At 47.4% G+C, this 13,845-nt stretch carries 14 protein-coding genes; 12 read left to right on the top strand and 2 right to left on the bottom strand.

Annotated features, from left to right (window positions below; translation table 11 throughout):
- Nucleotides 1-72: 72 nt before the first annotated feature.
- A complete protein-coding gene (locus BQ5809_RS00550; RefSeq protein WP_003787309.1) occupies nucleotides 73-2,082 on the top strand; it encodes a prolyl oligopeptidase family serine peptidase in 2,010 nt (669 codons plus the stop codon).
- A gap of 231 nt (nucleotides 2,083-2,313) precedes the next feature.
- Here BQ5809_RS00550 and BQ5809_RS00545 read toward each other — a convergent pair whose 3' ends face one another.
- On the bottom strand, nucleotides 2,314-2,967 hold the full coding sequence (locus tag BQ5809_RS00545) for an NAD(P)-dependent oxidoreductase (protein WP_032827762.1): 654 nt from the start codon (nucleotides 2,965-2,967) through the stop codon (nucleotides 2,314-2,316).
- Between the two features lie 182 nt (nucleotides 2,968-3,149).
- Here BQ5809_RS00545 and BQ5809_RS00540 point away from each other — a divergent pair, with 182 nt between their 5' ends.
- The gene (locus BQ5809_RS00540) at nucleotides 3,150-3,503 is read left to right on the top strand and encodes a winged helix-turn-helix transcriptional regulator (protein WP_003787313.1); all 354 of its coding nucleotides are present in this window, start codon (nucleotides 3,150-3,152) and stop codon (nucleotides 3,501-3,503) included.
- A 71-nt stretch (nucleotides 3,504-3,574) separates the two neighbouring features.
- Here the strand turns inward: BQ5809_RS00540 and ppsA are convergent, their stop codons facing one another.
- Nucleotides 3,575-5,974 (bottom strand): phosphoenolpyruvate synthase, encoded by a 2,400-nt coding sequence (gene ppsA, locus BQ5809_RS00535; protein ID WP_003787316.1) that lies wholly within the window; start codon nucleotides 5,972-5,974, stop codon nucleotides 3,575-3,577.
- A 468-nt stretch (nucleotides 5,975-6,442) separates the two neighbouring features.
- Here ppsA and BQ5809_RS00530 point away from each other — a divergent pair, with 468 nt between their 5' ends.
- From BQ5809_RS00530 to BQ5809_RS00490, 10 genes are all read left to right on the top strand, one after another.
- The gene (locus tag BQ5809_RS00530; protein WP_003787321.1) at nucleotides 6,443-6,793 is read left to right on the top strand and encodes a hypothetical protein; all 351 of its coding nucleotides are present in this window, start codon (nucleotides 6,443-6,445) and stop codon (nucleotides 6,791-6,793) included.
- Complete coding sequence (locus tag BQ5809_RS00525) at nucleotides 6,766-7,194, top strand: protein YgfX (protein ID WP_003787323.1); 429 nt, start codon at nucleotides 6,766-6,768, stop codon at nucleotides 7,192-7,194. The genes BQ5809_RS00530 and BQ5809_RS00525 overlap by 28 nt, the downstream gene beginning before the upstream one ends.
- A gap of 224 nt (nucleotides 7,195-7,418) precedes the next feature.
- On the top strand, nucleotides 7,419-8,438 hold the full coding sequence (gene waaF / locus BQ5809_RS00520; RefSeq protein WP_003787325.1) for a lipopolysaccharide heptosyltransferase II: 1,020 nt from the start codon (nucleotides 7,419-7,421) through the stop codon (nucleotides 8,436-8,438).
- A 135-nt stretch (nucleotides 8,439-8,573) separates the two neighbouring features.
- Nucleotides 8,574-9,179, top strand: a complete 606-nt coding sequence (locus tag BQ5809_RS00515) for a glutathione S-transferase N-terminal domain-containing protein (protein WP_003787327.1) — start codon at nucleotides 8,574-8,576, stop codon at nucleotides 9,177-9,179.
- 9 nt (nucleotides 9,180-9,188) lie between these two features.
- Nucleotides 9,189-9,623 carry a ClpXP protease specificity-enhancing factor gene (locus BQ5809_RS00510; RefSeq protein ID WP_003787329.1) on the top strand — a complete coding sequence of 145 codons (435 nt, stop codon included), beginning with the start codon at nucleotides 9,189-9,191 and terminating at the stop codon, nucleotides 9,621-9,623.
- Nucleotides 9,624-9,628: 5 nt separating this feature from the next.
- Nucleotides 9,629-9,754: a hypothetical protein gene (locus tag BQ5809_RS11365; protein WP_003787330.1), complete on the top strand. Its 126-nt coding sequence runs from the start codon at nucleotides 9,629-9,631 to the stop codon at nucleotides 9,752-9,754.
- 152 nt (nucleotides 9,755-9,906) lie between these two features.
- Nucleotides 9,907-11,097 carry a polysaccharide biosynthesis/export family protein gene (locus tag BQ5809_RS00505; RefSeq protein WP_003787333.1) on the top strand — a complete coding sequence of 397 codons (1,191 nt, stop codon included), beginning with the start codon at nucleotides 9,907-9,909 and terminating at the stop codon, nucleotides 11,095-11,097.
- A 104-nt stretch (nucleotides 11,098-11,201) separates the two neighbouring features.
- On the top strand, nucleotides 11,202-12,350 hold the full coding sequence (locus tag BQ5809_RS00500; RefSeq protein ID WP_032827763.1) for a capsule biosynthesis protein: 1,149 nt from the start codon (nucleotides 11,202-11,204) through the stop codon (nucleotides 12,348-12,350).
- Nucleotides 12,350-13,153 (top strand): ABC transporter permease, encoded by an 804-nt coding sequence (locus BQ5809_RS00495; RefSeq protein ID WP_003787341.1) that lies wholly within the window; start codon nucleotides 12,350-12,352, stop codon nucleotides 13,151-13,153. Before BQ5809_RS00500 ends, BQ5809_RS00495 begins: the two co-directional genes overlap by 1 nt.
- Nucleotides 13,150-13,800, top strand: a complete 651-nt coding sequence (locus BQ5809_RS00490; RefSeq protein WP_003787342.1) for an ABC transporter ATP-binding protein — start codon at nucleotides 13,150-13,152, stop codon at nucleotides 13,798-13,800. The genes BQ5809_RS00495 and BQ5809_RS00490 overlap by 4 nt, the downstream gene beginning before the upstream one ends.
- The last annotated feature ends 45 nt before the right edge of the window (nucleotides 13,801-13,845 follow it).

Below are 13,845 nucleotides of genomic sequence, written 5' to 3'. Positions count from 1 at the left end.
GCAGGCTGCTTTGAGCGATGAAAAAGCAGCCTGCATTATTTTTCATTATTTTATTTTCAGGCAGCCTGCACCATGTTTACCGACCCTTATCAATATTTAGAAAATTTACACGCCTCCGAAACGCAAAAATTCCACCAATCTGCCCACGCCGAAACGCTGGCGCAATTTTGCCAATCCGAAAATTTCCACAAAACAAAACAACAAATTACCGAACAATTACAAGACGAGAGACAAATCCCCTTTTGCCAAGAACACCGCGCCCGAATGTACCATTTTCATCAGTCGGCGGATTTGCCCAAAGGCGTGTATCGCATGTGCAGCGCAGCAAGCTATCGTGCTGGAATTCCTGATTGGGAAATTTTATTTTCAGTTGCGGATTTTGATGAAATTTTGGGCGATGATGTGTATTTAGACGGCGTGTCGCATTATGTGGAACGCCCTGAATTGGCGTTGATTTCGTTGTCTTCACAAGGTTCGGATAGTGCGTACACGATTGAATTTAATCTGAAAACGGGCGAAATTGTGTCGGGTGGTTTTCATTTTCCATTAGGCAAAAATCATGTGGCTTGGCGCGATGAAAACAGCGTTTGGGTTTGCCCTGCGTGGGACGAGCGGCAGCTCACGACTTCGGGTTATCCGCGTCAGGTTTGGTTGATGCAGCGCGGTCAGTCGTTTGACGAAGCCACGCCTGTTTACGAAATGGATGCGGACGGCGTAATGGTCAGCGCGTGGCGTTATTTGGACGCGCAGGGTGCGCCGTTGGATTTGATTGAAGCGAATACATCTTTCTTTCAAAAGGATTATTTTTATGTGAATGCGGATTTGGCAGCGGTGAAATTGGCTCTGCCGCGAGATTGTGAAGTCGTGGGTTATTTGGCTGGGCAATTATTTTTGCATTTGAAATCGGATTGGCAGCGCAGTAAGCAAAAATATGTTTCGGGCAGCCTGATTGCGGTGAAATTGAATAAGGGCGAGTTGGGCGAAGCGTTTTGTTTGTTTGCGCCAACGAGTTCGCAAGCGTTGGAACTGATTGAAACGACACGGAAATTTGTGATTTCGAGTTTGTTGGACAATGTTTCAGGCAGCCTGAAAGCGTGGAAATGGGAAAATGGCGCGTGGGTTGAGCAGGCGTTACCGCGTTTTCCAAATGGCGCGATTGAGCTTGCCGACCAGCCTTGGGGTGGCGATACGGTTTACTTGGCGGCGAGTGATTTTGTTACGCCTTTGACTTTGTTTGCGTTGGATTTGAATGTGATGGAATTGACGGTTTTGCGCCGTCAGCCGAAACAGTTTGACGCGCAAGGTATTGTGGTTACACAGAATTTTGCTACTTCGGCGGACGGTACGCGCATCCCGTATTATCACGTTGGCAAAACGCAATCGCCCGATACGCCGACTTTGGTTTATGTGTACGGCGGTTTTGCTGTGCCTGAATTGCCGCATTATATGGGCGCGATTGGGCGGCATTGGTTGGAGCGTGGCGGTGCGTTTGTGTTGGCGAATGTGCGCGGCGGCGGCGAGTTTACGCATTGGCACACGGCGGCGCAGCGTGAAAATAAACATAAGAGCGTTGATGATTTGTTATCGGTAATCAATGATTTAGTGGAACGCGGGTACAGCAGCGCGAAAAAAATCGCCATTCAAGGCGGCAGCAATGGCGGTTTGGTGGTTGCATCCGCATTTTGCAGGCTGCCTGAAAATTTGGGCGCGATGATTTGCGAAGTGCCGCTTACGGATATGTTGCGCTACACGGAATTGTACGCAGGCGCGAGTTGGATTGACGAATATGGCGACCCTGCCGACCCGAAAATGCGCGAGTATTTGGCGGCGTTTTCGCCGTATCATCAACTTTCAGGCAGCCTGAATTATCCGCCAGCGTTCATCACGACCAGTTTGTCGGACGACCGCGTTCACCCTGCTCACGCGCTGAAATTTTATGCGAAATTGCGCGACAATCCGAATGCGAAAGCGTGGCTGTTTGCGCCCGAAAAAGGCGGACACACAGGCAACGGCACGCAAGCGGAAACGGCGGAAGAATTGGCGGCGGTGTTTGAGTTTTTGGATTGGGCGATTGTTTCGTAAACTGTAAAGCAGCCTGCAAATAGCAAATGGGGACGGAGTTTATTTTCCATTTCTTTTGTGTTTTATAGTGGATTAAATTTAGATTAGTACAGTGTTGCCAACTCCCTTATGTGTTAGATGTACACGGCGGTCGTTGTCGCCTTGTCCTAATCTAAATTTAATCCACTATACAAAAACAATAGCAGGTTGGTTCAGAAAACCAACCCACTGTAATGTGCAGGCTGCTTTATATTAGTTCGCTACGGTAAAGCGTTGGAATAAATGCGCTTTTTTCTCAACATCATCAACCAAAGCCGCCGCCAAATCAGGCAAGGCAATATCCGCAGGCGAACCGTCCGCGTTCAACAACACATCATCTGCGCCCACACGGTACACGCCTGTTTTCTCAAATTGCACTTCTGCCACCGCAAACATCGCAGCGGGCGACACAAACGACCAGTTCACATCACGGCGTTCACGCAAGTTATCCAACAAAACGCGCATGGCATTCGCAGCAGGGAACACTTCCGCAGGGAAGTCATGCGTATCCACCAAAGCCAAATTAGGCGCAGCATTTAGGCTGCCTGCACCGCCCACAACCAACAAATACGGCACTTGCGCGGTTTTCGCTGCTGCCAAAATGCTGTCGTAGCCTTTGTTGATGTCCGCCACGATGTTTGAGTTTTCCCAACCACCGTTAAACGCGCTAATCACAGCGTCAAAACCTGCCAATTTTTCCGCAAAATCCGCGTCGTTTACGTCCGCTTTTACAGCAGTAACAGTTGGATTTTGAAATACTTTTTTAGGGCTACGCGCCAATGCGGTTACTTCGTGTCCGCGTGCTGCCAATTCTTGAACGGTTGCGTTACCTACCAAACCAGTTGAGCCGATTACTGCGATTTTTATGATTTTTTTCCTTATAAATAAATAGGTTAAAAAATAAAAATATTTTTCAGTTGTTTGAAAAATGTTTGCGTTGATTAAGTGAGGCGAAGTATAATGAAGTTACTTACTTTTGGTAAGTACTTACAAAAAAGTAAGTAAACAAAATTTTGATTAGTTTATTGATTTTATATGGAATTTATTTTATGGAAAAAGGTAATGTATTGGCGAGCGCGTGTCCATCGCGTGAAATTTTGCGCCATTTGACGAGTCGTTGGGGCGTATTGGTGTTGATTGTGTTGCAGCAAAACAAGCCACAACGATTCAGCGAATTGCGCCGCAGCATTGACGGCGTGAGCGAGCGTATGCTGACGGAAACGCTGAAAAATTTGGAACAAGACGGCATGGTGGTTCGCCAATCTTTTCAAACTGTTCCGCCACACGTTGAATATTCGCTAACCGATTTTGGCAAAACGGCGGCGGATAAATTGCAGGATTTGGTAGATTGGCTGGAAAATAATTTGGCCGATATTTTGGCAACGCATGTTCATGCAGTATAAAAAAGTGCAGGCTGCTTTTTAGCGGGAAAATCCGTTAAAAAGCAGCCTGCACTTTATGTTTACGCGATAAATTACGCCGCAGCCTTATCGCCCAACTCTTTCGCCAAATACAACCACGTTTCAATCACAGTATCTGGGTTCAACGAAATTGTTTCAATGCCTTCTTCCACCAACCATTTCGCAAAATCGGGGTGGTCAGACGGGCCTTGTCCACAAATGCCAACGTATTTATTGTGTTTGCGACAAGCGGAAATCGCCAAGTGGAACATCACTTTAACCGCCGCGTTGCGTTCGTCAAACGTGCTGGCGATTGGGCCGCCACTGTCGCGGTCTACGCCCAAAGTCAGTTGCGTCATATCGTTTGAACCGATAGAGAAGCCGTCAAAGTATTTTAAGAATTGCTCGGCAAGCAAGGCATTACTTGGCACTTCGCACATCATAATTAAGCGCAAACCGTTTTTGCCGCGTTCCAAACCATTTGCTTTTAGCGCGTGAATCACTTGTTCCGCTTCGCTTAACGTGCGAACAAACGGAATCATGATTTCCACATTGGTCAAACCCATTTCATCGCGCACATATTTCAAGGCTTGGCATTCCAGCGCAAACGCTTCTTTGAAATCTTCCGACACATAACGCGCGGCACCACGGAAACCTAACATTGGGTTTTCTTCGTGTGGTTCATAGACATTGCCGCCAACCAAACCAGCGTATTCATTGGATTTGAAATCGGACATACGCACAATCACTTTGCGCGGATAAACCGAAGCCGCCAAAGTTGCCACGCCTTCCGCAATTTTATCTACATAGAATTGTTTAGGCGATGTGTAACCTGCAATGCGGTCGCGGATTTCATTTTGCAAATCAGCGTCTTGTTTATTAAAATCAATCAAGGCTTTCGGGTGAATACCGATTTGACGGTTGATGATAAATTCCATACGCGCCAAGCCAATGCCCTCGCTTGGAATGCTGGCAAAGCTAAACGCTAATTCAGGGTTGCCCACATTCATCATGATTTTGACAGGGGCTTTGGGCATATTGTCCAATGCGACTTCATCAACATTCACATTCAACAAACCCTCGTAAATCAAACCTGTATCGCCCTCGGCACAAGATACAGTAACTTCTTGACCTTCTTGCAAAATATGCGAAGCGTTACCACAACCCACTACCGCAGGAATACCCAATTCACGCGCAATAATTGCCGCGTGGCAAGTGCGTCCGCCACGATTGGTTACGATTGCTGCTGCGCGTTTCATCACAGGTTCCCAGTCAGGGTCAGTCATATCCGTAACCAAAATATCGCCTGCCTGAACGCTGTCCATTTCCGAAGCGTCTTTAACCAAGCGCACCTTGCCTTGACCTACTTTTTGACCAATCGCACGACCTTCGCATAACACTTTGCGTTCGCCCGAAATAGTGTAGCGGCGCAAACTATTTCCCTGCTCTTTTTCTTGCGATTTCACCGTTTCAGGACGCGCTTGCAAAATATACAATTTACCGTCCACACCATCGCGCCCCCATTCAATATCCATTGGGCGACCGTAGTGTTCTTCAATAATCAGCGCGTATTTGGCAAGCTCGGTAATTTCTTCATTACTAATAGAAAATTGCTTGCGCTCATTGGCTGGCACGTCCACCACTTGCACTGATTTACCTGCTTGTGCGCTGTCGGTAAACGTCATTTTAATCAGTTTAGAACCCATTGTTTTACGCAAAATCGCAGGTTTGCTCGCGCGTAAAGTCGGTTTATGAACGTAAAATTCATCGGGATTTACCGCACCTTGAACCACCGTTTCGCCCAAACCGTAAGACGATGTAACGAAAACCACATCTTCAAAACCGCTTTCCGTGTCAATGGAGAACATCACGCCAGCCGCGCCGCTATCCGAACGCACCATGCGTTGCACACCAGCCGATAACGCCACGATGTCATGCGCGAAACCTTTGTGAACGCGATAAGAAATGGCACGGTCATTGTACAAAGACGCAAACACATGGTGCATGGCTTCTTTCACGTTTTCCAACCCATTGATGTTTAAGAATGTTTCTTGCTGACCTGCAAAAGAAGCGTCAGGCAAATCTTCTGCCGTTGCCGAAGAACGCACTGCTACCGAAATTTGGTCAGTGCCAGCGTCCGCCACCATTTTGTTCCACGCGGTTTCAATGTCCGCGTTTAATTCCGCAGGGAAAGGCGTTTCCAAAATCCATTGGCGAATTTCTTTGCCGACACGCGCCAATTCGGTTACATCGTCCACGTCCAACGCCGCCAACGCTGCCGAAATGCGGTCAGCCAAGCCTTCGTGCGCCAAAAACGCGCGGTACGCGGCTGCCGTTGTGGCAAAACCGCTTGGAACGCGCACACCTTTGTTGGCAAGTTGCGAAATCATTTCGCCCAAAGAGGCATTTTTACCGCCCACGCTTTCCACATCGGTCATGCGTAAGTTTTCAAACCAAATCACGTTTTGAGACATTGCTTGTGTCCTTTTGTCAGGTTAGTAGAAAAAATGTAAAGAAATGGTAAACCATGCGGCGCATTTTAGCCTGTGTTGTGCTTAATGTCATGTGTTTTTGTGGGGGGGGTGAGTGCAGGCTGCTTGGTTTTTGCTTTTGTTGTTTGATGTAGTTTGTTTTATTTTTTGAGCAAAATTCTATTTGTTTGGCAGATTTATTGGGATAGAAATAGCATAAATCAGCAAAGTAAATAAAAAATTTGCTATTTTGTAGCGAATTATTGGATTGAATAAATGCTTATGTAGTGTGATGTAATTTCGCAAGCAGCCTGCATATTTAGGTACAATTCGCCTTTTGCAACATATGTTCGGTATACGAAAAAAAATTTTGTATATAGGCAAATCCCTAACCCTCTCCCAAAGAAGAGGGAACAAGATTGCTGTAACTTAAAGTTTTGTCGTGTACTGAACAACATATCAGGAAAAACTATGTTTTTTGTAGATAGAATGGCAGCCGTGTTAAAACCCACCGAAGCGTTTTTGGCGTGGCTCAAACAGCATAACCTCGATTTCCCCGATTTGACGGTAGAGCAACTTCGCGCGAATTGCAGCGTGTTTTTGTTACCCGTGTTTGACGAACCCGAAGAAGCGGTGGCGTATGTGGGTGAGCGTTATCAATCGCTGTTTGCGGCGGAATTAGCATCGTGGAGCATAGACGAGAAAGATTTTCCACAACCGTTTGATTTGGCTCAGTTTTGGGCGTTTTTTGAGCTAGACGTTCACGATATGGTGCTGGATTTGGAAGAAGCGCAATGGCAGGGCGGCGAAGTGCTGGAATAATCATCGCCATCAAGCGTTCCAAGCTTTATGATGTTTTGTGGATAGGGTTGTGCGCGGTGCAGGCTGCTTGCGTGTGGCTTTATTTTGCAGGCGGTTTGCGTTGGCTGTTGTTGTGTTTGACTTTGATGACTGGCGCGTGGGCGTGGCGGCAACAACGGCAAACAGCGCTGCGCGTCCACACCATTCAACTGCATGATGACGGTGTGGCGCGGTTATTCATCGCCCACGAATCGTGTCAGGCTAGATTGGGTGCAGGCTGCTTGTTTGTGCCGCGTGTTGCCATCGTGCATTGGCAGCTGGACAACGGACGCAGCGTGCGCCAATTTTTGTTGCCCGATAGCTTGAATGCAGACGATTGGCGCAAATTGTTTGTTTGGGCGACTTGGGCGCAGAAAGAATAGTGCAGGCTGCTTTTAAACATTTCGGCGCATGGCAGAAATGGTTCAATTTTAGGTAATCTTGTTCCCTCTCCTGTGGGAGAGGGCTAGGGAGAGGGAAAACGGTTGCATAAAGCGATGATTGGCTATGGCTAACAAGATTTGCCCTCTCCCCAATCTCTCCTAAAGGAGAGGGAGTAAATCGGCTTAATGTCGTTCATTTTGTTGTATTAGAAACGAAAGTAATCATGTCAGACAAAATCTTAATCATTTCCCCATCGTGGATTGGCGATTGCGTGATGTCGCAACCCATGTTACGGCGTTTGCACGAATTGCGTGCAGGTTGCCAAATCGATGTGTTCGCGCCCAAATGGTCGCAAGCCGTGTATGCGCGTATGCCCGAAGTTAGCGAGATTTTGGACAACCCATTTGGGCATGGTGCATTGCAGTTGCGCGAACGTTGGCGAGTAGGGCGCGAATTGGGTAAACGCGGTTATACACAAGTAATTGTGTTGCCAGGCTCGCTCAAATCCGCGATTGTGGCAGTGGCAACAGGTGCGAAACGGCGCACAGGTTGGGTGGGCGAAATGCGTTACGGCTTGCTCAACGATGCGCGTAAACTGGATAAAACCGCGCTGTATTTGATGGTGGATAGATACACCGCGTTGGCACACGATAATCTGGCAGACTTTACAGGTTCGGATTATCCACGTTTGCAGGTAAACGAAGTCGCCCAGCAAAATGCCTTAACGCAATACAACTTGCACCACAATCAGCCGATTTTGGCTTTGTGTGCAGGCGCAGAATTTGGTACGGCAAAACGCTGGTTGCCTGAACACTATGCCGCCACCGCGCAGCATTATCTGCAACAAGGCTGGCAAGTTTGGCTGTTTGGTTCGCCCAAAGATTTTGACGTATCGGAGCAAATCAACCAGCAGGCAGGCGGTGCGTGTGTTAATTTGTGTGGCAAAACTAGCTTGGCAGACGCGATAGATTTATTGTCATGCGTGGACAGCGTGGTGGGCAACGACAGCGGTTTGATGCACTTGTCGGCAGCGTTGGGGCGTAAATTGGTTGCCGTGTATGGTTCAACCGACCCCAAACACGCGCCACCGTTGAGTGATGTGGCACGACTTACTTCGTTGAATTTGGATTGCAGCCCCTGTGTGCAGCGCGATTGTCCGTTGGGTCATCACGATTGTATGCGTAAACTGATGCCCGAGCGCGTGATTGGCTTGCTGGACGAATTAAACAATCAAAACAAATAATTAGAGCGAAAAAATAGTCAAAGCATTGATTTTTTTGTTACAATACGCACCTGCCTAATTGTGCAGGCTGCTTTTGAAGCGTAAAAAGCAGCCTGCACCTATATTTTTTATCATTAAAATAGAAGGACAATTATCATGATGATTTTGTATTCAGGCACAACCTGCCCATTTAGTCACCGTTGCCGTTTTGTGTTGTTTGAAAAAGGCATGGACTTTGAAATCAAAGACATTGACGTGTTCAACAAGCCAGAAGATTTGGCGGTGATGAATCCGTATAACGAAGTGCCTGTGTTGGTGGAACGCGATTTGGTGTTATACGAATCCAACATCATCAACGAATACATTGACGAACGTTTCCCACATCCACAACTGATGCCTGTCGACCCCGTAATGCGCGGTCGCGGACGTTTGGTGTTGCACCGCTTGGAAAAAGAATTGTTTATCCACGTTAAAACGCTAGAAAACCCAACATCAACCGCCAAAGAACAAAGTAAAGCGCGTGAAGCGATTGCCGATGGTTTGACCATGATTGCGCCAGCGTTCACTAAAAACAAATACGTTTTGGGCGATGATTTTTCGATGATTGATGTCGCGCTTGCCCCATTGTTGTGGCGATTAGACCACTACGAAATCAAACTGGGCAAAGCCGCTGCACCAATTTTGAAATCTGCCGAACGCATTTTCCAACGCTCAGCGTTTATTGATGCGCTGACCCCAGCCGAAAAAGCCATGCGCCGATAAGGTGTTGTTATGACGATGACTTCTACTAAACCTTATTTGATTCGCGCCTTGTATGAATGGTGTTTGGACAACGGTTGCACGCCATATTTGGCAACGTGGGTAAACGAACACACGCGCGTGCCAGCGCAATATGTGCAAGACAACCAAATTGTGTTGAGCATCAGCCCCAGCGCAACCAAAGACTTGCAAATTGACAACGAATGGGTGTCGTTTCATGCGCGATTTGGCGGCGTGTCGCACGAAATTTGGATTCCTGTGGGACACGTTATCGGCTTGTATGCTAAAGAAACGGGCGAGGGCATGGGCTTTGAAGTGCAGCCGTATCAACCTGATGATGCGGCAACCGTAGGTCAGGAACTAGACCGCGACCAAAGCAGCCTGCAATCTGATGACGAGCCTGCTGAACCGCGTGCCAAAGTGGTTAAATTTAAGAAATCGGAGTAGGGCGTATGAAAAAATATGCAATGGGTTTATTGGTGTTGATGGGTTTGACGGCGTGTTCAGCATCGGGCAGCGGTCAAACCGAAATGTATGGCACGATTAAAGGTGGTGTGGAAACCAGCCGCACGTTTTAATCTCACTTAACGCAGAAGAGCTGTCTTGATTGTAAGACGGCTTTTTTGTTGCATCTTGTCAAATTTCATCGCGCAAACATGGCACAAGGTTCGCGTGATAGGCGCGATTGGTATAAAATACGCCGTCTTTTTATATTGATAGAGTTGTGTTTATGAATCCCACTTTGTTTACTCGTTCGGTGCAGGCTGCTTTGTTGCTGTTGGCGTTATCGGCTTGTCAATCGTTACCGTCCACAGGCCCAAGTCTGCGACAAATCAGCCAAATGCAGCCCGAAAGCGAGCGAAGCCAAGTGCAGGCTGCTTTGCCGCCTGTGCAAATCATAGACATAGACGATGCCGTATCGCTGCAAATGGCAAAAGATAATGTGCCGCAATCCTTAACCGATTTGGCGCAAGGCAAAGACGGCGCAGCAGATGCGGTGGGCGTGGGCGATGTGTTGGAAATTACTTTGTGGGAATCACCGCCTGCGTTGTTATTTGGTGGCGCAATCAATTCTATGGGGTCGGGAACGGCGCAAACGGTGGCATTGCCTGCACAAATGGTCAGCGCAAATGGCACGATTTCTGTGCCGTTTTTGGGCAATATCGCGGTTAAAGGCAAAACGCCCGAGCAAATCCAACAGCAAATTGTAGCGGGTTTACAGCGCAAAGCCAATCAACCACAAGCCTTGGTACGCCTAACGCAAAATAATTCTGCCAATGCCACGATTATTCGCGCAGGACGAAGCGTGCGTGTGCCATTGACTGCCAATCGCGAGCGTGTGTTGGACGCGGTGGCGGCGGTGGGTGGTGTGGAGCAGGAAATCTACAATATTTCCTTGCAACTGACGCGCGGCAATCAAGTTCGCGTTGTGCCGTTGGAAAATATTGCCGCACAACCTGCACAAAATATCGTGCTACGCGCTGGCGATGTGCTGACTTTGCAAACCAGTCCGCAATCGTTTACGGCATTGGGCGCGGTAGGAAAAAATCAAGCGTTTAATATTTCGGCGCGTGGCATGAATTTGGGCGAAGCAATGGGCGCAATGGGCGGTTTGCTAGACCGCCGTTCTGACCCACGTGGTGTGTTTGTGTTCCGCTATCAAACCATGAGCAGCTTGTCGCCAGCCGAACAAATTATTTGGAAACAACGTGGTTACGCACCACACATGAGTGTGCCTGTGGTGTATCGCATGGATTTGACCCAACCACATTCTTTGTTCTGGCTACAACGCTTTGCGATGCGCGATAAAGATATTATTTATGTTGCCAACGCGCCTGTGTCGGAATTGCAAAAATTCCTGCAATTTGTGTTCGCGCCTGTTACAACGGGCGTGGGTAGCATCAATGGTTTGACCAATTAACGTGATGATTCATAACGCAAAAAATATAAAAAGCAGCCTGCACTTTATATATGAGTTTGTACAACAATGTGCAGGCTGCTTTTCAATTACAAAGGAAACAAGACATGACATCTGAATCCAATACCGAAAATACCGAACCCAAAAAGCCCAAATTCAATCTCAAAAAAATCAATTTCCTATTTTTGGGCATCGTGGTTGTACCAACGGTTTTGTCGGCAATTTATTTTGGCGCGATTGCTGCTGACCGCTATGTGTCCGAATCCAGCTTTGTCGTGCGTTCGGCAAACAATCAAAGCAATGTGTCTAATTTGGGCGCGTTGTTTCAAAATGTCGGCATTTCACGCTCGCAAGACGATATTTACACTGTGCAAGAATATATGCGCTCGCGTTCGGCTTTGGGCGAATTGTCCAAACAGATACCTGTGCGCTCGTTCTATGAAAAAGGTGGCGATATATTCAGCCAATTCAATGGCTTTGGATTGGAAAAACTGGATTCAGACGAAGCGTTTTATCAATATTACAGCCGCAAAGTGAGCATTGATTTTGATGCTGTATCGGGCATTTCTACCTTGCGCGTGCAGTCGTTTGATGCGGATAACTCATATCAAATCAATCAAGCCTTGTTGCAAAAGGGCGAAGATTTAATCAACCGAATTAATAGCCGTGCACGTCAGGACACGATTTCGTTTGCCGAAAAAGCCGTTCGTACCGCACAAGATAAAGTTGCCACGTCTGCCGAAGCCTTGCGTACATTCCGTACTCAAAATGGCGTGTTGGATTTGAAAGAGCAATCCAGTATGCAGGCTGCTTTGATTTCCAAGCTGCAAGACGAGTTAATCAGCATTCAAACGCAGCTTGACCAAGTTCGCGCCGTTACGCCCGACAACCCACAAATTGACGGCTTGCAAACTCGTGAGCGCAGTTTATTGGGCGAAATTTCGCGTCAAACCAAATTGATGACAGGTGCGACGGGACGTTCCATTGCCAACAAAGCCGCCGAATATCAGCATTTGATGCTAGACAACGACCTTGCCGAAAAACAATTAACCGTGGCAATTGGCTCGCTGGAAACCGCCAAAGCCGAAGCCGAACGCCAACAGCTTTATTTGGAAGTGGTGTCCAAACCCAGCAAACCCGATATGGCGCAACTGCCATCGCGTTTGTATAACATCATTGCCACTTTGATTATTAGTTTAATGGTATATGGCATTTGCAGCCTGCTGTCTGCCAGCATTCGTGAGCATAAAAACTAATGAAAAGCAAAGCCTTACATGAAACCAGCTTTCGTGAATCGCTGGCTATTCAAAAACGTGTGATTGGTGCATTGTTGATGCGCGAAATCATCACGCGCTATGGACGTGCCAACATCGGCTTTTTGTGGCTGTTTATTGAGCCACTTGCCATGACGGTGATGCTGGTGTTGATGTGGAAATTTATTCGCGCTAACCAAATTTCATCGCTCAATATGGTAGCGTTTGTGATGACGGGCTACCCAATGGCAATGATGTGGCGCAATGCGTCCAACCGCGCCATTGGTGCGATTGCGGCAAACCAAAGTTTGCTATATCACCGCAATGTGCGCGTGTTGGACACGATTGTGGCGCGAATGATATTGGAGATTGCAGGCGCAACCATTGCCCAAATCGCCATTATGACGGTGTTGATTTTAATTGGCTGGATTCCGACCCCTGATGACGTGTTCTATATGCTGATTGCGTGGCTGCTGATGGCGTGGTTTGCTATTGGGCTGGGTTTAATTATTTGTTCGATTGCGTTTCGCTTTGAAGTATTTGGCAAGCTATGGAACACGTTTAGCTTTGTGTTGATGCCGCTTTCGGGCGTGTTTTTCTTTGTACATTCTTTGCCCTATGCAGGACGCGACATCGCGCTGTCCATTCCTATGGTGCATGGCACAGAAATGTTCCGCCACGGTTATTTTGGTTCATCGGTTATCACTTATGAAAGCCCGTGGTTTTTGGTGCTATCCAATTTGGTGCTAACGTGGTTGGGCTTGTTTATGGTGAGCCGATTTAGTCAGAAAGTAGAATTGTTATGATTGAAGTACAACACGTCAGCAAATATTATCCAACCCGACAAGGTTTAAAAACCGTGTTGAATGACATCAATTTTACGCTGCACAAAGGCGAAAAACTGGGCATTTTAGGGCGCAACGGCGCAGGCAAATCCACGCTAATCCGCTTGATGAGCGGCGTGGAAATGCCCAGCAAAGGAGAAATTCGCCGCACGATGAGTATTTCGTGGCCATTAGCGTTTTCGGGCGCGTTTCAGGGCAGCTTAACAGGCATAGACAATTTGAATTTTATTTGTCGGATTTACAATGTTGATGCCGATTATGTGCGCGAATTCACCGAAGAGTTTTCCGAATTGGGCAATTATTTGCGCGAACCAGTCAAACGCTATTCATCGGGCATGAAAGCGCGATTGGCGTTTGCTTTGTCGCTGGCGGTGGAGTTTGACTGCTATTTGATTGATGAAGTAATTGCCGTGGGCGATTCGCGTTTTTCCGAAAAATGTCGCTACGAATTGTTTGAACGCCGACAAGACCGTTCGTTGATTTTGGTGTCGCACAGCAATAGCGCGATGAAGCAGTATTGCGACAATGCTATGGTGTTGGATAACGGTGAATTGCATCAGTTTGAAAACATGGATAAGGCATACGAGTTTTATCACACGAAATTGTAAGAAAAAGCAGCCTGCACTTTGTTACGTAAAGTGCAGGCTGCTTTG

It is taken from the genome of Kingella kingae ATCC 23330, from assembly GCF_900111845.1.
GTDB lineage: Bacteria > Pseudomonadota > Gammaproteobacteria > Burkholderiales > Neisseriaceae > Kingella > Kingella kingae.
Note: the sequence above shows the minus strand (reverse complement) of the source record. Positions and strands in the feature narration are given on the sequence as shown.